This is a genomic window from Vibrio sp. B7, from assembly GCF_963888765.1.
GTDB classification, from domain to species: Bacteria; Pseudomonadota; Gammaproteobacteria; order Enterobacterales; family Vibrionaceae; genus Vibrio; species Vibrio anguillarum.
The window spans coordinates 1-19,463 of the sequence record NZ_CAWPKR010000022.1 but is presented as its reverse complement, the minus strand read 5'-3'; the positions used below and the strand labels follow the sequence as shown (position 1 = coordinate 19,463).

16 protein-coding genes and 1 pseudogene are annotated in these 19,463 nt (G+C 44.2%); 12 read left to right on the top strand and 5 right to left on the bottom strand.

Annotation, left to right across the window (positions count from 1 at the left end; all coding sequences use genetic code 11):
• Positions 1 to 84: 84 nt before the first annotated feature.
• Positions 85 to 1,233 carry a 23S rRNA (uracil(747)-C(5))-methyltransferase RlmC gene (gene rlmC / locus AACV32_RS08065; RefSeq protein WP_170894882.1) on the top strand — a complete coding sequence of 383 codons (1,149 nt, stop codon included), beginning with the start codon at positions 85 to 87 and terminating at the stop codon, positions 1,231 to 1,233.
• Positions 1,234 to 1,306: 73 nt separating this feature from the next.
• Here rlmC and pyrC read toward each other — a convergent pair whose 3' ends face one another.
• Complete coding sequence (gene pyrC / locus AACV32_RS08060) at positions 1,307 to 2,335, bottom strand: dihydroorotase (RefSeq protein WP_170894881.1); 1,029 nt, start codon at positions 2,333 to 2,335, stop codon at positions 1,307 to 1,309.
• A 208-nt stretch (positions 2,336 to 2,543) separates the two neighbouring features.
• Here pyrC and AACV32_RS08055 point away from each other — a divergent pair, with 208 nt between their 5' ends.
• The 4 genes from AACV32_RS08055 (at position 2,544) to AACV32_RS08040 (ending at position 8,677) form a co-directional block, all read left to right on the top strand.
• The gene (locus AACV32_RS08055) at positions 2,544 to 4,361 is read left to right on the top strand and encodes a hybrid-cluster NAD(P)-dependent oxidoreductase (RefSeq protein ID WP_170894880.1); all 1,818 of its coding nucleotides are present in this window, start codon (positions 2,544 to 2,546) and stop codon (positions 4,359 to 4,361) included.
• A 587-nt stretch (positions 4,362 to 4,948) separates the two neighbouring features.
• A complete protein-coding gene (locus tag AACV32_RS08050) occupies positions 4,949 to 6,157 on the top strand; it encodes a NupC/NupG family nucleoside CNT transporter (RefSeq protein ID WP_013868046.1) in 1,209 nt (402 codons plus the stop codon).
• A gap of 198 nt (positions 6,158 to 6,355) precedes the next feature.
• Positions 6,356 to 7,588 carry a peptidase T gene (pepT, locus tag AACV32_RS08045; RefSeq protein ID WP_088729747.1) on the top strand — a complete coding sequence of 411 codons (1,233 nt, stop codon included), beginning with the start codon at positions 6,356 to 6,358 and terminating at the stop codon, positions 7,586 to 7,588.
• A gap of 210 nt (positions 7,589 to 7,798) precedes the next feature.
• Positions 7,799 to 8,677: a mechanosensitive ion channel family protein gene (locus AACV32_RS08040; RefSeq protein WP_170894879.1), complete on the top strand. Its 879-nt coding sequence runs from the start codon at positions 7,799 to 7,801 to the stop codon at positions 8,675 to 8,677.
• A gap of 93 nt (positions 8,678 to 8,770) precedes the next feature.
• On the opposite strand, the gene norR is transcribed toward AACV32_RS08040, so the two are convergent.
• A complete protein-coding gene (gene norR / locus AACV32_RS08035) occupies positions 8,771 to 10,357 on the bottom strand; it encodes a nitric oxide reductase transcriptional regulator NorR (RefSeq protein ID WP_170894878.1) in 1,587 nt (528 codons plus the stop codon).
• Between the two features lie 203 nt (positions 10,358 to 10,560).
• Here norR and hmpA point away from each other — a divergent pair, with 203 nt between their 5' ends.
• The gene (hmpA, locus tag AACV32_RS08030) at positions 10,561 to 11,748 is read left to right on the top strand and encodes an NO-inducible flavohemoprotein (RefSeq protein ID WP_170894877.1); all 1,188 of its coding nucleotides are present in this window, start codon (positions 10,561 to 10,563) and stop codon (positions 11,746 to 11,748) included.
• Positions 11,749 to 11,938: 190 nt separating this feature from the next.
• Here the strand turns inward: hmpA and AACV32_RS08025 are convergent, their stop codons facing one another.
• Positions 11,939 to 12,484 (bottom strand): YaeQ family protein, encoded by a 546-nt coding sequence (locus AACV32_RS08025; protein ID WP_170894876.1) that lies wholly within the window; start codon positions 12,482 to 12,484, stop codon positions 11,939 to 11,941.
• Positions 12,485 to 12,555: 71 nt separating this feature from the next.
• The gene (locus AACV32_RS08020; RefSeq protein ID WP_010318975.1) at positions 12,556 to 12,765 is read right to left on the bottom strand and encodes a cold-shock protein; all 210 of its coding nucleotides are present in this window, start codon (positions 12,763 to 12,765) and stop codon (positions 12,556 to 12,558) included.
• 796 nt (positions 12,766 to 13,561) lie between these two features.
• Between AACV32_RS08020 and AACV32_RS08015 the strand changes: the two genes are divergently transcribed.
• From AACV32_RS08015 to AACV32_RS08000, 4 genes are all read left to right on the top strand, one after another.
• Positions 13,562 to 13,924: a hypothetical protein gene (locus AACV32_RS08015; protein WP_026028668.1), complete on the top strand. Its 363-nt coding sequence runs from the start codon at positions 13,562 to 13,564 to the stop codon at positions 13,922 to 13,924.
• Between the two features lie 198 nt (positions 13,925 to 14,122).
• Positions 14,123 to 14,362: a hypothetical protein gene (locus AACV32_RS08010; protein ID WP_017046015.1), complete on the top strand. Its 240-nt coding sequence runs from the start codon at positions 14,123 to 14,125 to the stop codon at positions 14,360 to 14,362.
• Positions 14,363 to 14,526: 164 nt separating this feature from the next.
• The gene (locus AACV32_RS08005) at positions 14,527 to 15,531 is read left to right on the top strand and encodes a response regulator (RefSeq protein WP_170894875.1); all 1,005 of its coding nucleotides are present in this window, start codon (positions 14,527 to 14,529) and stop codon (positions 15,529 to 15,531) included.
• Between the two features lie 2 nt (positions 15,532 to 15,533).
• On the top strand, positions 15,534 to 15,974 hold the full coding sequence (locus tag AACV32_RS08000) for a PAS domain-containing protein (protein ID WP_017047143.1): 441 nt from the start codon (positions 15,534 to 15,536) through the stop codon (positions 15,972 to 15,974).
• A gap of 75 nt (positions 15,975 to 16,049) precedes the next feature.
• Here AACV32_RS08000 and AACV32_RS07995 read toward each other — a convergent pair whose 3' ends face one another.
• The gene (locus tag AACV32_RS07995) at positions 16,050 to 17,051 is read right to left on the bottom strand and encodes a 2-hydroxyacid dehydrogenase (protein ID WP_170894874.1); all 1,002 of its coding nucleotides are present in this window, start codon (positions 17,049 to 17,051) and stop codon (positions 16,050 to 16,052) included.
• 565 nt (positions 17,052 to 17,616) lie between these two features.
• Here AACV32_RS07995 and AACV32_RS07990 point away from each other — a divergent pair.
• Together AACV32_RS07990 and AACV32_RS07985 are read left to right on the top strand one after the other, a co-directional pair.
• Entirely contained in the window at positions 17,617 to 18,660 is a 1,044-nt protein-coding gene (locus AACV32_RS07990) for a GMP reductase (protein WP_017046019.1), read from the top strand.
• 145 nt (positions 18,661 to 18,805) lie between these two features.
• Positions 18,806 to 19,335 (top strand): annotated as a pseudogene (locus tag AACV32_RS07985) (Tn7 transposase TnsA N-terminal domain-containing protein); the annotation flags it as partial.
• Positions 19,336 to 19,463: the final 128 nt, after the last annotated feature.

Below are 19,463 nucleotides of genomic sequence, written 5' to 3'. Positions count from 1 at the left end.
TTTTATGGTGATGATAATCATATTGAATGGTGATTTGCCCGCAGACGAATAGACTAGCGCTTTTCGTTTTTGGCAGTTCCCATTATGCAGTGTGCGTTTTTTGATCAACAGCTGTGCCGTTCTTGTACTCATTGCGCGGTTTCTTATTCAGAGCAGGTGAAGCGCAAAGATTTGGCACTAAAAGCTCTGTTTTCAACGCAGATGCCACAGCAGTGGCTAGAACCTGTCATAAGTGAAGAGACGGGTTTTCGTAACAAAGCGAAAATGGTGGCTCTTGGCGCGGCTCATGCACCGATCTTGGGTGTTGAATCCATGGTTGATGGGCAATCAACGCCCGTGTCGTTAGTGCAATGTGCTCTCTACCCACAAGAGACACAAGCGCTATTAACTTATCTACAAGATTGGATCCGTAGCTCGGGTATTCCTCCCTATAATAAAGCCAAGAAGAAAGGCGAACTCAAATACATATTGCTCACACGCAGCGAATATTCAGGTGAGTTTATGCTGCGTTTCGTACTGAGAAGCCGCGAAGCTTTAGGCCGAGTTGAGCAAAACCTCGCGCGGCTTCAGGCGCAGTTTCCAACCATTCGCGTCGTCTCAGTTAACCTTCAACCCATCCACATGGCGCGCCTAGAAGGTGAAGAAGAGATTTTTTTAACCGAGCGTGAGTATTTGATTGAGCAGTTTAATCAGGTGCCTATGGTTATCCGCCCGAAAAGTTTTTTCCAAACCAACCCGCATGTAGCGAAGCAGTTGTACGCGGCGGCGAGTGATTGGGTGAGAGAGATAAACCCAAGTCACATGTGGGATCTGTTTTGTGGCGTGGGCGGTTTTGCCCTACATTGTGCCAGTCCAACTACGGCAGTCACAGGAATTGAAATTGAACCAGAAGCGATCGCCAGTGCTAAACGCTCTGCCAAGACGATGGGCATTACCAATTTAGACTTTGCTGCGCTGGATTCTGCCCAATTCTCACAGGCTCAATCAATCGCGCCTGAGCTGGTGCTAGTCAACCCTCCGCGTCGTGGTTTAGGAGCTGAATTAGTTGAGCGATTGGTGGCTTTATCACCCAAACACATCATTTACTCAAGCTGTAACCCGCAAACGCTGATCACTGATATGCAAGGTATGGTGGGCTACTTACCCAAAAAACTGCAATGGTTTGATATGTTTCCACATACCGATCATAGCGAAGTGATGGTGCTGTTAGAGCGTCAGCCTAAGCTGAGATAAGCGCTGTGTGGTGCAAAAATGATAATGATAAAGAGAGGGAAGCCGCGGCTTCCCTTTTTGATGCATTAATGGGCTATTTTACTGCCCACGCGACCGTTTCACCGGCGCGGATCGGCACCACAATATCTGAGCCAAATGATATACTTTCAGCAACTGGCCACTCTTCTTTGACCAAAGTAACGGTGTCGTTATTACGAGGTAGGCCGTAAAAATCAGGGCCATTGTGACTGGCAAACGCTTCAAGGTTGCCAATTTTACCAACTTGCTCAAACACCTCTGCGTATAACTCCAAGGCTGCGTGCGCTGTGTACGATCCAGCGCAGCCGCAAGCGGCTTCTTTTTTGCCTTTGGCATGAGGCGCAGAATCAGTACCCAAGAAAAATTTCTTATTGCCCGATGTCGCTGCCTGAATCAGCGCAAGCTGGTGGGTGTTGCGCTTAAGGATTGGCAAACAGTAAAAATGAGGGCGAATACCACCAGCAAGCATGTGATTGCGGTTATACAGTAGATGATGCGCCGTGATCGTTGCCGCTACATTCTGGTTCGCATTTTGTACAAACTCGGCAGCATCGGCGGTGGTGATGTGTTCTAACACTATTTTCAGATTTGGGAAATCATTAACAATAGGAGCAAGCACTGTATCGAGGAAGGCTTTTTCTCGGTCAAAAATATCCACCTCGTGAGCAGTTACTTCGCCATGAATCAGCAGCAGCATGCCAACGTCTTGCATCGCTTCCAATACAGGGTAAATATTTTGAGCGCAGGTTACGCCAGAATCTGAATTGGTGGTCGCCCCAGCCGGATAAAGTTTGGCTGCCACGACAGCGCCAGAAGCTTTGGCTTTGCGGATCTCATCAGGTGTCGTGTTATCGGTGAGATAAAGCGCCATGAGTGGCTTGAAAGAATCACGTGGTTTTTGCGCCATGATGCGCTGTTGGTACGCTAATGCTAATTCTGTGGTGGTGATTGGCGGGACCGTATTGGGCATGATCAGTGCGCGGCCGTTGTAGCGACTGATGTCTCGTACTGTATCGGCCAACACATCACCATCACGTAAGTGAACATGCCAGTCGTCTGGACGAGTAATCGTTAATGTTTTCATTGGTTGCTCCCACCGGAAAATAAATTGATTGGAGCTTAAACGGGCTTCGCTTTTAATGTGCGCGCAATCGCTTACGTTTAAGCGACAGGATGATAGAGGAAACAGGGGTGAATTTCATCCTTTTATTTTCCATAGGGTTAGCCAGCTTTGGCGATTTCCATTATCATCGCGTTATAAAAATACCTTCAAAAAAGCATAAGGATAGGCCATGTCGTCAGCTCAACTCTCACAAATTAACGTCTACCCAGTCAAATCGATAGGTGGCCTCTCGCAGTCCACCGCTTGGGTTGAAAAACAGGGGCTGGCTTTTGATCGGCGCTTTATGATCGCGTTAGCTGATGGTTCAATGGTCACTGCACGTAAGTATCCAAATATGGTTAAGGTGAATTCAATACTGGTTGCGGATGGTTTGATCTTCACGGCGGTGAACCAATCTCCGTTAAAACTGCGTTATGCAGATTTCAAAATGCAACCTTCTCCAGCGCAAGTGTGGGACGATAACTTTACCGCTTACACCACAACCGATGAAGCGGATGATTGGTTTAGCCAAGTGTTAGGCCAGCGTGTTGAGTTGCTGTTTACCGGAGAGCAATCAAACCGAATGCGTGAAAAAGTGGGTCACAATGTCAGTTTTGCTGATGGCTATCCAGTGCTGGTCATCAGCCAAGCTTCACTTGATGAACTCAATCGCCGCAGCCCTGAAGTGCACAGCATGGATCAATTTCGTACCAATCTAGTGGTACGAACCGATGAGCCTTTCGCTGAAGACAGCTGGAAGCGGATCCGAATTGGTGAGGTAGAATTTGAAGCGGTAAAACCTTGCGAACGCTGTATTCTCACTACTGTTGATGTGAATAAAGGGGCTTTTCGTCCAACCAAGGAGCCGCTAAGAACCTTGTCACAATTTCGTGCCAACGAAAGAGGTGGGGTGTTTTTTGGGCAAAATTTAGTCGCAAAAAATGAGGGGATGATTCGAGTTGGCGACAGCGTTGAGGTGCTTGAGTACAAAGAGAAAGAGTTTTATCGAGATTTGGGCATGAGTCACCATGTGATGACTTGTGTTGAGCGTGAAGCGATTGCGCGTGATTTTGTCACGTTCTGGCTAGAGCCGAAAAAGGGTGAAATGCCAAATTATCAACCTGGGCAGCACCTACCAATCGAAGTTGTGATCGATGGCGAGAACGTGGCGCGCCGCTACACTTTGTCATCTAGCCCATCGCGCCCGGGTCGGTTAGCGATTTCAGTCAAACGTATTGATGGCGGTAGAGTTTCTAACTGGTTGCTTGATCACTTGCAGGTAGGAAGTACATTGACCACGCAATCACCGGATGGCTCGTTTCATCTGTCGACTCAGCACCAACAACCGTTGTTACTGTTGTCGGCTGGAAGTGGCGTGACGCCTATGTTATCGATGTTGCGCTATCTTGCCGATAATCAACAAATTCAAGATGTGGTCTTTTATCATCAATGCCGCAGCGTTGAGGATATTCCTTGCCGTGTTGAACTTGAAGCGCTTAAGCAGCGACATCCGGGGTTGAAAGTCTTCATTTCTCTTACTCAATCTCCAGTCGATTGGTTTGGGCTGAAAGGCCGGCTCTCTTTATCTCACCTTAAGCAAATCCAACATGTGACTGCTCGCCAAGTGTTTGTGTGTGGGCCTGATGGTTTTATGCAGAAAGCAAAAAGCTTATTGTTGAAAAAAGGGCTTGCGGAAGAATCTTACCACCAAGAAGCGTTTGGTGTGGCGCACACTGTCGCAGCTGAGCTGAAAACGTTACAACTGAGCGTCAATGGCCATGTATTTGAGGGTAATAACCAAACGACCTTATTAGATCAAGCCGAAGCCGCTGGCATTGCGATTGCCAACAGTTGCCGAGCAGGGTTCTGTGGTGCGTGCAAGGTGACTGTGCAGTCGGGCAAAGTGCATCAACCTGACGTTCCAGCACTGCCTGAACATGAACGTCATCTTGGTTTCGCTTTAGCGTGTTGTTGTATTCCTGAAACCGATATTGAGGTTGTAAACTAGTTTTCGCCTCACGCTGTTGCACTACAGTGACTTTGTCCAATAAAAATGCCTCTTGGGTCAGTGTTGACCGCAAGAGGCGTGACGTTGCTAGTGATTTTTATTCGAAACCGTTTCAGTCTCTTGAAAGTGACTCTCTTAAAGCTAGTTGGCAAAGTGCAGAAATACCAATTATTCGTTTTTATATAGTTAAATTAGTTTAAATTTGTGATGAAAATTCCATATTTTTTTTGTTTATTTTCTATCCAATCTTGCCTGTGTTTGATGTTTTTTTAGAATAACTGTCGAATAAATGAGCGCTTGAACGTTTGCGTAAAAATATGTGATGAAACTCTCATTTTGTTCGCTATACTTTCCGCCCGGTTATGAGCCGGTGCTCAACCCATACAAGCCGTCACACGGAAATGTGAATGACCCCAAGGACTGGACCAGCTAAGTTCCTCTGCTTGTATAAGGTGATCTTAGATGAACAATATGTTCGCATACCCCTCTTTTTGTCATGCTTTTGTTGTGCAAAAGGACAATGATTCCTCCTTTGCCAAGTTTTTTGGTTCTACCCTTATTTCCAAATTTCAAACTAGGTAAATACAATGAATATTCTTTTTGGCCTCGTCGGCATTTTAGCGCTGATCGCTTGCGCCTACCTGCTCTCTGAAAATCGATCTTTCATCAATTGGAAAACCGTATCACGTGCTTTATTGCTGCAAGTTGGTTTTGCCGCGCTGGTGCTCTACTTCCCATGGGGACAAAGCGCACTAGCCAGCATCAGCGGTGGTGTGTCGAGTTTGCTGGGTTTCGCCGATGCAGGAATCCGCTTTCTATTCGGTGATTTAGCCGATTCCGGATTTATTTTTGCTGTTCGTGTTCTGCCTATCATCATTTTCTTCAGCGCTCTTATCTCTGCCCTTTATTACCTTGGTATCATGCAAAAAGTCATCGAGTTTATCGGTGGTGGTATTCAAAAATTTTTAGGTACGAGCAAAGCAGAATCTCTGGTTGCTACGGGTAACATTTTCCTTTCACAAGGCGAATCACCACTGCTTGTGCGTCCCTTTTTGTCGCGCATGACACGTTCAGAACTGTTTGCCGTCATGGCCGGAGGCATGGCCTCTGTCGCAGGTAGCGTGTTGGGTGGCTATGCCGGTCTAGGTGTTGAGCTTAAATACCTTATTGCAGCCAGTTTTATGGCGGCACCCGGCAGTTTGATGATGGCAAAAATCATCGTACCAGAGCGCGATGTTCCACTTGATCAAACCAATATTGAGATGGATAAAGCGCAAGAAAGTAATGTGATTGACGCACTGGCGAGCGGGGCGATGAATGGCATGAAAGTGGCGGTGGCCGTCGGTACAATGCTGGTTGCATTTGTGAGCGTGATTGCGATGGTTAACACTGGGCTTGAAAGTTTCGGTGAGTTATTGGGTTTGAACGGCATTACCTTACAACTGCTGTTCGGTTATCTATTTTCACCACTGGCTTGGCTGATTGGTGTACCAAGCCATGAAGTCTTGATGGCGGGCTCTTACATTGGGCAAAAAGTGGTTATGAACGAATTTGTGGCTTTCATTGATTTTGTTGACCACAAAGCGCTGTTATCGGAACACACCCAAGTTATTATTACTTTTGCTCTGTGCGGCTTTGCCAATATTGGTTCTATCGCGATCCAATTAGGCTCTATCGGGGTTATCGCTCCTGAACGCCGTGCAGAAGTCGCGAATTTAGGTATTAAAGCGGTGATTGCAGGTACGCTAGCTAACTTAATGAGTGCATGTCTAGCGGGCATTTTCATTCTGCTTTAAACGCCCTGTTTGCTTCTCTCAATGCTCACTGCGGTGGGCATTTTTGATCCCTTTTTTGAATGATTGACACCTCAGTAATTGCTGAAAAGCTGATTTATAGCAAATTCCGTTTCTGATGAGCGCGTAGTATAGCTTGCAATTAACTGCGTATCCCAACATAGGCGATACGCTGACATGCTAACTTATTGAGTGCTTGCTATGGAAAATCTTGTTGAACGCTTTTTGCGTTATGTCTCTTTTGATACTCAATCTCACCCTGCCAGCCGCCGTTGCCCGAGTTCCGTAGGGCAAATGACGTTTGCCCATACACTGCATGAAGAATTAATCGCATTAGGCTTAACCGATGCTACGGTTGATGAACACGGCTATGTTATGGCGAAGTTGCAATCGAATGTTGATTACCCTGTTCCTGCGATTGGTTTTATTGCACATATGGATACCGCGCCAGACGCGTCAGGCAAACACGTTAAGCCGCAAATTGTGGAGAATTATCAAGGCGGAGACATTGCTTTAGGTAAAGGGGATGAGGTGCTGTCACCTATTCAATACCCGGATTTGCATCAACTGCATGGTTACAATCTGATCACGACTGACGGCACCACACTGCTTGGTGCCGATAATAAGGCAGGCATCGCTGAAATTATGACGGCCATTGAGAGGTTAATTGCCGACCCAAGCATCGCACATGGTGATATTTGTATCGGTTTCACTCCCGATGAAGAGATCGGCCGGGGCGCGGACTTATTTGATGTGGAGAAGTTTGGCGCACAGTGGGCTTATACCATTGATGGTGGCCCGGTGGGTGAGTTGGAGTATGAGAATTTCAATGCGGCGAGCGCCGATGTTATTTGCTATGGCGTGAATGTTCACCCTGGGACCGCGAAAGATAAAATGGTGAATGCCATCAACATCGCCGCACAATTTCAGCTTATGATGCCAGCCGATCAAACCCCAGAGACCACGCAGGGCTATCAAGGCTTTTACCATTTAAAATCCGCAGAGATGAGTGTGGCTCGCTCAACCTTGGGTTACATTATTAGAGACTTTGAACGAGAAGGCTTGGAAGCTCGTAAAGCGTTTATGCAGCAGCAAGTGGACCAGTTAAATGCCCGTCTTGAGAAAGGACGAGTTGAGTTGGTTGTGACGGACAGCTATTTCAATATGAAAGAGATGGTCGAGCCTCATCCACAAGTCATTGAACTGGCTAAACAAGCCATGATTGCTTGTGATGTTGAACCGCTGATCAAACCTATTCGAGGTGGTACGGATGGTGCGAGGCTCTCATTCATGGGCCTGCCATGCCCTAATATTTTCACTGGCGGTTATAATTTTCATGGTATTCATGAGTTCATTACCATTGAAGGGATGGAACAAGCGGTAAACGTGATTGTAAAACTGGCTGAAAAGACAGCGTTGGCGAATCAACACTGATAACAAACCTTTCCTTTCGCCAATCTCAAAGGGAGTTTCTCTTCCAAAGCTATGACAGGGCGCATAATAATTGCGCCTTATGCCGACGTTAACTATTCACTCAGTTACAATACCTTTCTAAAATTTCTAACACGATCTCAATCTGCTGCTCTCTAGTGGCTTAGATGTGTTGCTGCTCATTATGCATAAAAATAAAAGAAGGGGATTGATATGGAGAAAGTGGTCGCGGTGTGGGACTTTCTTATCACTCATAAATTGGTGTTTAGTATTTTAATCATAACGTTGATTATTTTGACGCGGCGAGTTGTGCTTTCTCAAATTCGTGGCGATGTCGCACTGATTACCGAAAAGCAGCGTAAATGGATGTCACGCACCAAGAATGGCACCTTTGCGTTTACTTTGGTCATCCTCTTCGTATTGTGGCAATCGGAGATCAACGAATTTGCACTGTCAGTGACTGCGATAGCGGTCGCCATTGTAGTCGCATCAAAAGAGATCATCTTGTGTTTTACGGGTTCAATTCAGCGAGCGAGCTCTCGCTCATTTCGTATCGGGGATTGGATTGAAGTCGGAAAACTGAGCGGTGAAGTGATCGAACACAACTTGATGGCAACCGTGATCCAAGAAATCGACTTGAATCATGGTCAATACCACTACACTGGAAAAACCGCGACCTTGCCAAACAGTATGTTCTTCTCGTTTCCGGTAAAAAACCTTAATTTTATGAAGCGTTATGTGTTTCATAACTTTTCGATAGTAGTGCCTGAATTTGTAAATTTGTATCCTTTATTACCGATTATGCATGAAAAGATTGAGAGCCACTTTGCCCACTTTATTGATGTTGCAAGGCGCTATAACAGCATGATTGAAAAACATGCGGGTGTAGATTTACCCAGTGCTGAGCCGCACATTCAGATCAGCAGCGCAGCCGCAGGAGAACAGATCGTGCATTTCATGATTTTTTGCCCAACAGAGCGGGCCAACCATTTAGAGCAACTGATCCGCCAAGACTTTATGCAAGCATATGAAAACGCATTTCCACGCGCTTTAGTTGCAACAGAAGTGCTGCCGAGTAAAGTGGGTAGCTAACCGCCGAATAATGAGCGCTCACACAGTATGGTGAGCGTCTTACCTGCAATTACTGTTTGGGTGAGAAAAGATATATTAGTGATGAAAGTGAGATTAACGCTCAATTGCGTGTGTTTTTTTCACCGAAATCCCTAAGCGTTTTGAAAGCCGAGTGAGATTCGCGCGATCCACTTGCAATAATCTTCCCGCTTTTGCCCAATTGAAATCGGATTGGGTCAATGCTTCACTGATCAATTTACGCTGATATTCATCCGTTGCTTCTCGCAGCCCACGTTGCCACACCTTCGCTGTGGTTTCTGTGTCGCTCAACGTACTTTGCGTGTTAACCAGAGGTAGGCTGAAATCTAACTCGCCTATGTCGTAGCTGTTGACGGTGATCAACGCTTGTAAGCCTTGTCTGGCTCGTGCTTTCAGCGCTGCGCGGTTGATCACGTGTTCTAATTCGCGAACATTACCGGGCCATGAGTAGTTGAGTAACCCAGCCAGTGCGTTGGGATCGATTTTGAGCTGTGTGATACCGAGCTTGCGACGCGCTTGCTCTAAAAAATAACCTGCCAACAAGGTAACGTCACCATTTCGCTCTCTTAGCGGAGGGATATGAACAGGGTATACGCTGAGTCGATGGTAAAGATCGGCTCGGAATCTTCCCGCTTCCACCTCTTGCTTTAAATCTCGATTTGTCGCTGCCAATATCCGTACATCAATAGTTTGGACATGATCTTGTCCTACGGGCTGAATTTCATTGTTCTGCAATGCACGTAAAATCTTGCTTTGGGCAGCCAGTGGCAGTTCACCGATTTCATCGAGAAATAAGGTTCCACCGTCGGCTAATGCAAACTTGCCTAAGCGATGCCGTTCTGCTCCAGTAAAAGCTCCTTTGACGTGGCCAAATAGTTCACTTTCGACCAAGTTTTCTGGAATTGCGGCGCAGTTGACATAAATAAGGGGTTGGCGTTTACGCGCTGATAGTTGGTGCAGTGTTCGTGCGACCAGCTCTTTACCGACACCCGTTTCACCATGGATTAAAATGTTGAAATTAGAAGGGGCAACCACTTCCAAATCGGCTTTCATGGCCAGCATCGATGCACTTGAACCGATGATCTCTCCACCTTCTCTGTCCCATGCTTCTTCATTCAGCTCTTCTAAGCGTTGCTGTGATTGTTTGGCTTGTGCTTCAAGTTGAGAAAAGGTCAGTGCCATTTTCAAGGTAGAGGCCGCGATTGCCGACAACGCTTCTAGGCTGCGTTTGGGAATATGCTCAAACATGTTGGGATTAAGGCTATCAAGCGTCAAGATACCGAGCAGTTTGTCACCAAACAAAAGGGGCAGGCCCATACAAGAGTGCATGGGAAGGTCGCCATCATGATCCATTAATAAACCATCGAAAGGATCGGGTAGTGATGAATTCGCATCGAAAATAACCGGCCCATCAGCGTGGCAAATCTCACTAAAGCGCGGATGTTCATCAATTAAAAAGCGTCGGCCTAAGGTATCGCGAGTCAAACCTTGCATCGCAAGGGGGATTAACAAATCACCTTTGCGTGAAAGCAGCATCACACAGTCGCATTGAATGGTTTTACGAATCGCATCAAGCAGGCGATTGAACCTATCTTGATCATTCAAACCACTTGCGAGTCCTATGGTCATTTCAATCAAGGTAGAGATGGAAAAATCTTGCATGGTAAGCACTCAGGTGATGTTTTTAGATATTGTAGTGTCATAATGACATTTTTTGAAGTGTTATTTTGACCTGATTATTTAATGATTTTTTATTTTTTATTTAAAAATCAATAGATTAATGTTGGTATGCTTTGTGCTATACAAGCTTCAGTATCAGAGCGAATCTAATTCGCCATTTATAAAATCTGAGGAGAAAGCTCAATATGCTCAATAATCAACACATCGCCATTGTCAAAAGTACCATTCCTTTGCTTGAATCTGCCGGGTCAGCGCTTACGGCTCATTTCTATCAGAGAATGTTTACTCACAATCCTGAGCTAAAAGATATTTTTAATATGACCCATCAACATACTGGCCGTCAGGGCGTTGCACTGTTTGAGGCGATTGCCGCGTATGCGAAAAATATTGAAAATCTCGCCGCATTAACCAGTGCAGTGGAACGTATTGCCCAAAAGCACACCAGCTTTAACATTCAGCCAGAGCACTATCAAATCGTCGGTCATCACCTTATTGAAACGTTGCGAGAGCTTGCTGCCGATGCCTTTACTCCTGACGTTGAAGCAGCATGGACGGCGGCTTATCTCTTTTTAGCGCAAGTCTTTATTGATAGAGAAGGGGAGTTGTATTTACAGCGTAAGCAGGCGATCGGTGGTTGGGAGAATGCGCGTGAGTTTGTGTTGCAAGATAAAGTGAAAGAGTCTGAATTCGTCACTAGCTTTATCTTTGAGCCTGCTGATGGCAAAGCAGTATTAGATTATCAGGTTGGTCAGTATATTGGGATTGAACTTAAGCCGGAAGGTGCGTCATACAGTGAAATTCGTCAATATTCCTTGTCACAAAAACCCAATGGAAAAAACTACCGCATTTCTGTGAAGCGTGAAGGCGTGGATACTGGACATCCTGGGACAGTCTCTAACTATTTACATGATTATGTTGAAAAAGGCAGTCGAGTGAAACTTTATGCGCCAGCGGGTGATTTTTTCTATGTTGAGAAGCTCGCTCCCGTTGTACTTATCTCTGCAGGTGTCGGGGCAACACCAATGCAAGCCATACTTCAACAGCTTGCGTCAGTAGGAAAAAAAGAGGTGACGTATCTGCATGCTTGCAACAATTTATCACAACACTCCTTTATTGATGAAACCGCGACATTAATGGCGGTGCATCCATCATGGCAGCAAGTGGTCTGGTATCTGGAAAGTGAGCAAACACCAGCCAAGCAAGGTTCTATGATCTTGCATGAAGTTTGCGAGCAACTGCCGCTAACACAGGGGGATTTTTATATCTGTGGCCCCGTTGGTTTTATGCAGTTCATTGTTGAACAGCTTGAATTGCTTGGCGTAGCAAGAGAGCGTATCCATTACGAAGTCTTTGGTCCACACGCCTATTTATAAAGTATAAAGCTTTATCTCAATCTAGGCTCTTTTAAGGGCCTATACCTTCACATTTAAAGCTTCAGCGGTGTTGGTTACGTTCGCTTACCCCAATCACATAGTTCATCTATGCTCATGGGGATGAGCTCACTTGCCGTCTACCTGCAACTTCAAGTTGTTTGGGTATAGATACTGAAAAGTGGGCTGGGAATTAATGATCACTTTTTATTTGTAGTGCTTGCCAAGTAATTTCATCGGAATGGCTATCGCTATCAATAAAAATAGAAGAGCCACTAATCATCACTGAAATATCCATACCTCGGTTCAAGGAAGTAGAGAGTTTTTCAATCGCTGCAGCATCAAAGCGAAATAGATCGACATTGAGGTGAGAGAACTTTCCCTTGTTCTGCTCCCACCAAACCTGTGATTTCGTGTTAAAGCTGTAGACTTTCACCTGTTTTGCAAGCCGTGTGGCTTTTTTAATGCGATCAGCATCGGGTTCGCCGACTTCAATCCAGAGCTGAATTTGGTCATCTAATGATTTTAGCCAGAGGTCAGGTTCTTCAATGGAAGAAAGTCCTCTAGTAAATGTTAGCTCGGGTGAAGCATTAAGACAAAACGCCAAAATGCGTGCCATCATTCGTTCGTTGCTTTCTGAAGGATGCTGAGCAATGGTGAGATTTAAAGAGTCATAATGATCGCGATTAGTATCCGTCAGCGCAATACGGAACTTATAGATTGTCGGTTTAAGAGCCATTGGAAGAATGCCAAGAGGTAAAAACGAAAATAGCCAGCAAATTGCTGGCTATTAGAATACTTAGTAAAAAATTATACTAGGCGGATGTTTTCAGCTTGAGGGCCTTTTTGACCTTGAGCTACTTCAAACTCTACCTTTTGACCTTCAGCAAGAGTGCGGAAACCGTCACCTTTAATTTGGCTGAAGTGTGCGAATACGTCTGGACCGTTTTCTTGTTGAATGAAACCGAAACCTTTAGTTTCGTTGAACCATTTTACTGTACCAGTAACTGTGTTAGCCATTTTTATACCCAAAATCAAAAAAAATTTTACAGCCGAATACGGCGCGGATAGCGTGGAAAAGTAGATTGCTATTGCGTACGACACGACGGGGGAGTTACAAGTAATCCAACGAGACGTATGTGTATACAAAGAACTGCTTTCTAGCTAGTGCAAAGTCTAGTTCAAACTTTTATCTTGTCAATCATAACTCGATAAAACTCGAAAAACTTTCTTAAAATTGTTAGGTTTTATGCTCTATGTTGCATTTTCTTATGATGAGGCTTGAAATTAACATTACTATTCTATTACTCATTGACATAGTTGAAGTTTTAGTCAGATTTAGTGGTCAGATGAGTTCGATGGTTGAAGCCGTTTATTACTGGCCAATGTTCATTGAGTGAGGAGAAGGGTTAGGTTTACTTTCCTATTTAATGGCTCTCTTTTTTGGCTGAATGATTCTCCTCAAAACTGAGGCAATTTTTCCCTATCAAATAGCATCTTTAAGTTGTTTTGGCGACAACTCGGAACGTTGCGCTGTACACATCACAAATTTGTACTTTCAATGAAATATTTACTCGGTTAAATAATTGTTACAATTAGTTCCATTTTGAAGTGTTTTTTTTGGTAATGCTATGTCCCATCTAATTTTTGGGTTTTCTGTTGTTAACCACTGATTAACAATTGTTTTATTCTAAGCCAATAAGGAAAAATTGCTTATTTTTTGAACTTGAAATTCTTATTTAATGGAGGAAAATGTATGTAAACTGAGTTTTCGAAAATGAATGGATACTTTCTCATAAAAAGAGAGGTTTACAACATGAAACTAATACTGATTTTAATGGCGTCTGTCTCGGCGGGTGTGGCCTCTGCTGATCACTTTCATTCATTTTTGTTTGGGCTTTACATCGCGTCACTCGCAGTAGGCAGCTGTTACTGGTTTGCGTTTCGAAGTACTAAAGTGCCGGAGTTTGCCCTTTTTCTTCTCATCTGCGGGCTTCTTGCTAAATTGACAGTGACCATTATCGGTGTTGCGTGGGGGATATCGGCGCAATTGATCACATCGCCTTTTATCTTTGCTTTGTCGTATCTCTTCTTCTCTATTGTCGTGACATACCTCTGGTTCAGTTATCGAGATAAATTAACCTCTGCAATCTCTAAAACAACGGCGCATCACGCGTAGCGCACTTAATGCATAGAGTCCTTACGCGTAAGATGCTTAATGTGATAGTGAACTAAATTATTTCTGTTAATGCAAAAGGGCTTCCTCACAGGGCCCTTTTGGTGCTTTTGCACTTTAGACTTTTGTCCAAGAGTGGCGCTCATCTTTTCGATATACACTATTGGCAATGATTATTTATCTCCTGAACAAGGAAGTACTATGGGCATTGGATTATTTTGGGCAGAGAAAGTTATCTTAATACTGGGTATCATTTTTATCCTGACGAGTATTGTGCGGTATGGTAAACGTAGCCATGACTGGAAAGGTGTCATCACGATGTTTTATCGTCGCATTCCCATGTCAATTGAGGAATATAAGTGGTACCGCTTGGGAGTGGCATTCATTGTTACCGCTATTGTGTTGCGGATTGCTGTACTGACCTTCTGGCCCTCACTATGAGGTTGAAATGAGCGAGCATTGCTGCTTGCTAACCGATGTTTCGCTTGAGTGTGTAGCCTTTTATAATCCCTAAAACTTTTTAATTAATTTTTTGCGCAACTCGCATCTACGCGAGGTTTAGGTATACACTCTATTTATCGAATTAATAAATAGAAGGTGATTACATGTCTTTCCCCGTACTCATCTGTGATGACTCTGCACTGGCTCGGAAGCAGATGGCTCGTTCACTTCCCACCTCTCTAAACGCCGATATTACTTTCGCAGTCCATGGTTTAGATGGCATCAAAAATCTTGAAGAGCATGATTTTAAATTAATGTTCCTCGATTTAACTATGCCTGAACTGGACGGCTATGGAACGCTAGAAGAGATGCAACGCAGAGGGATGACAACGCCTGTTGTTGTTGTTTCTGGTGATATACAGCCGAAAGCGAAAGAGCGAGTATTGGCGTTAGGGGCGCGTGCTTTTATTCAAAAGCCGATTGATAAGGACGTGTTAAATAGCGTACTACGAGAGTTAGTCGAACCGCCAACACAGCCTCGTATCGTTACGCCTATCTCTGTTGAACTACCTATCTTAAAACGTCGTGACATCTATATGGAAGTTGCGAACGTTTCGATTGGTCGAGCAGCTGATGCTCTGGCGCGGCACTTTGATGTATTTGTTCATTTACCGCTACCAAACGTCAATATTTTTGAAGTGAGTGAGCTACATATGGCACTTCGTGACTTGGCGGAAAATGATCAAGTTTCTGGTGTATGTCAAGGCTTTAGCGGTGAAGGCATTGCAGGTGAAGCACTGGTGCTCTTGAGTGATTCCAGTGTTTCTGATCTGAAAAAATTAATGAAAGTGCCAGCAGACAGTGAAGATCTTGAAGAATTAGAACTGTTAATGGATGTATCAAACATATTAGTTGGTTCTTTTCTGAATGGATTAGGCGAGCAATCGGAGGTGCGTTTTTTTCAAAGCTCTCCAGTATTGCTTGGGCAACACATCTCCATTGACTCTGTGATCAATTCAACCGCTGGATCATTTAAAAAAACGATGACGTTTGAAGTGAGCTACAACATTGATCAAACGACGATCCGCTGTGACTTGCTCTTTATGTTTGTCGATGAGTCTCTTCCGTTGCTAGACAGTAAATTAGCGTACTTGATGGAGGATTTTTAACGATGAATCTCCCTGCAGAATTTGAACAGTTCCACTGGATGGTGGATATGGTGCAGAATGTCGATATGGGGCTGATCGTGATTAATCGTGATTACGAAGTGCAAGTGTGGAATGGATTCATGACACATCACAGTGGTATTCAAGGGCACGATGCGATTGGTAAAACCATTTTTGAACTGTTTCCTGAAATCCCCCAAGAGTGGTTTAAGCTCAAAACTAAACCTGTGTATGACTTAGGTTGTCGTAGTTTTATTACTTGGCAGCAGCGCCCATATCTCTTCAAATGTCGTAATGTTCGCCCTGTCACTCAGCAAGCTGATTATATGTACCAAAGCATTACTTTAAACCCGATGCGAACCACGACGGGTAAAATTAACTCATTGTTTTTATCAATACAGGATGCCACATCTGAAGCGTTAGCCTCTTTACAAATACGTTCATAGAATCAGGGTGTTAATGATTTCGAAGCCTCCTTTTGGGGTTTCATCAAGGAGGCTTCATATTAGTGATGGGTTTAATTAATCAAGCGTTACAAGCTCATTTCCGCAACGTTGATTGTTTGCAAAGGAACGAATGTTATCCAAAGTTGTCTGAGCGATATTGTGTAGTGCATCTTCAGTCAAAAAGGCTTGATGTCCCGTAAATAGTACATTGTGGCAAGCCGATAGGCGTCTGAATACATCATCGACAATCACATCATTCGACTTATCTTGAAAGAAAAGATCCTTTTCATTGTCGTAAACATCTAAACCAAGAGCGCCGATACGACCTTGTTTCAGTGCTTCAATTGCTGCAACTGAATCGAGTAATTCACCTCGGCTGGTGTTTACAATCATCACGCCATCTTTCATTTGGGAAAATGCGTGGCTGTTGAGTAAATGGTAGTTCTCTGGAGACATTGGGCAGTGAAGCGTAATCACATCACTTTGTTGGTAGATTTCCTCAAGGCTGCAGTAAGTTGCACCGAGTTCAATCGCCAGAGAGTTCTGATAAGGGTCGAAGCACAGTACCTTCATTCCCAACCCTTTCAAAATGCGCATTGTGGCAATACCAATTTTTCCTGTGCCAACAACTCCCGCGGTTTTACCGAAGAAGTTAAACCCGACCAACCCCTCTAATGAGAAGTTAGCGTCTCGGGTACGCTGATATGCCTTGTGAAAGCGGCGATTCAAACACATCATCATTCCTACAGTGTGCTCTGCCACCGATTCTGGTGAATATGCGGGCACTCGCACCACTTGAATACCCAGCTCTTTTGCGGCATCGAGATCGACTTTATCAAATCCGGCACAGCGCATTGCGATAAGCCTCGTCCCATTTTCATACAATTGGCTCAATACTGGGCGACTTAAGTCGTCATTCACAAAGGCACACACCACAGTGCATCCTTGGGCCATTTTAGCTGTGGCTGGGGTGAGTCGAAAATCGTGAAAGTGCAGCGAGAAGATCTTTGTATCACTGACCTCTGAGAAAGAACTCGCGTCATAAGATTTTGCGCTGAAAAATGCAATGTTGATCATGTTCTCTTCCTAATTAGACTTATAATTTTCACTATAAATACGCCTAATATCACAGAAAATAAACCACAAAATAACTATGTCTTTGGGATGGTAGGAGTTGCGGGGGGATGTCACTAAAATCGAAAACGGATGGATTAATGATAAAAATTCACCACAATCTGTAAAAATCGCCGATAGAAATGTCTGAGTCACCTCTTTTGTGAGTGTGATTTTTCTCACATTTTCGGCGCAATGCTGAACAAGGTAACGTTTGCTTATTGTATGAAAGCTTTCGCTAAAATGATGCGTTCTTTAATAACGTATTGAAAAATAAAAATTTATACGATGAGTATTTGAGAGAGATGAACTTGAGAAGTGTCGGATATGAAAGTTTCGAGATAGTACCACAAAAAAAATGCAAATATCAGACTTGCCGATAAGAAATCCGGGCCTATAATGCTGAAAACCGGAGCGTCTGCCAACGCTCCGGTTTTTTTGTGTCCAAAATGTACTGACGTCTGCCAACGAAGGTACTACGCACTCTGCAAAAGAGACACAAATGGTCAATTAATCAAGGAATTACATAATGCGTATCGAACAAGAACTTAAGTTAGGTTTTAAAGATGTCCTGTTTCGCCCTAAGCGCTCAACACTAAAAAGCCGTTCTCAAGTAAATTTAACCCGCGATTTTACATTCAAGCATAGTGGGCGTCAATGGTCCGGCGTGCCTGTTATTGCGGCGAATATGGACTCGGTAGGCAGTTTTGCTATGGCGAAGTCACTTGCTGAACATGATGTAATGACAGCGGTTCATAAACATTACTCAGTAGCTGATTGGGCTGAGTTTGTTAAAAACGCCGATACATCAACACTTAAGCATGTGATGGTTTCTACTGGTACATCTGATGCTGATTTTCAAAAAACCAAAGACATCATGGCGCTTAGTGACGATCTGATTTTCATCTGTGTTGATATTGCTAACGGCTACTCTGAGCACTTGGTCGATTACGTACAACGCGTGCGTGCACAATTTCCAGATAAAGTGATCTCGGCAGGTAACGTTGTCACCGGTGACATGTGTGAAGAGCTCATCCTTGCGGGTGCGGATATCGTAAAAGTTGGTATCGGCCCAGGTTCGGTTTGTACCACGCGCGTGAAAACAGGTGTTGGTTATCCTCAGCTTTCAGCCATTATTGAATGTGCCGATGCGGCGCACGGATTAGGCGGGTGTATCATTGGTGATGGTGGCTGCACATGCGCAGGTGACGTTTCTAAAGCCTTTGGTGGTGGCGCTGATTTTGTCATGCTTGGTGGCATGCTTGCAGGCCATGAAGAATCTGGCGGCGAAGTGTTTGAAAAAGATGGCGTGAGCTACATGAAGTTCTACGGCATGTCGTCACAGTCTGCAATGGCGAAGCACTCTGGCGGCGTTGCAAAATACCGCGCAGCGGAAGGCAAAACCGTATTGCTACCTTTCCGTGGCAGCGTTCACGATACCATCTCAGACATTCTTGGTGGTGTGCGTTCAACTTGTACTTATGTCGGTGCAGCTAAGTTAAAAGAGTTAACTAAGCGCACCACATTTATCCGCGTACAAGAGCAAGAAAATAACGTGTTTGGCCGCGAGTAAATCAATAGTCTTAACAACTGTTGAAACAACCATAAATTGATATTTACAACCATATATTGATATTTGGTGCAACCATAATTTGATATTGCCTCTTCATAGTCTAGACTTAGGTAAGTTTACGACAAAATCGCGAAGAGGCAATATTATGTCTGCTATACCTTCCCCTTCTACTGCGACCCTCATATAACTTGAAAGTGCGTTTGATACCCCTGCTCGAAACCTAACCAAGTCACGAGGTAAAAACATACACCGTTATGTCAGCGCTAAGATGGGAAAAGAGTTACGGTAGAATCTTTTTTAGAATGTGCAGCTTGTTATCATTTTGATTTCGAGCGCAGCATCATTCGATTTTGTTCTCAGCCGATAAGATTTTCATACTGTCTCAATGGTAAGACCCATACCTATGTTCCAGACTTTCTAGTTCAATTTGATACCGGTGAATTTAAGTTGTACGAAGTAAAGTCCGATATGGAAAGCTCAAAAGAGGAATTTCAATGTGAATGGGAAGCAAAAGTTCAAGGTGCGTTTGAGTTAGGTTTGGAGTTAGAGTTGGTTACAGAGGAAGAAATACTGGATGAGGTCATATTTAGCAACCTTAAGCTTTTGCATCGATATGCTTCAAGAGATAACTTGAATCACTTTCATCAAACTCTCCTTGCCACCTTCAAATTGAATGTGTAGTGGTCAACTAAAATTGGCCACGGTTTTAGAGTTTTCCCAATATAATCGTTCTGATTCATTGGGAGTTAGACCACCGTTATACTGATGTGGCCTGAGTTGGCAGTAATATCCGATAATGTAGC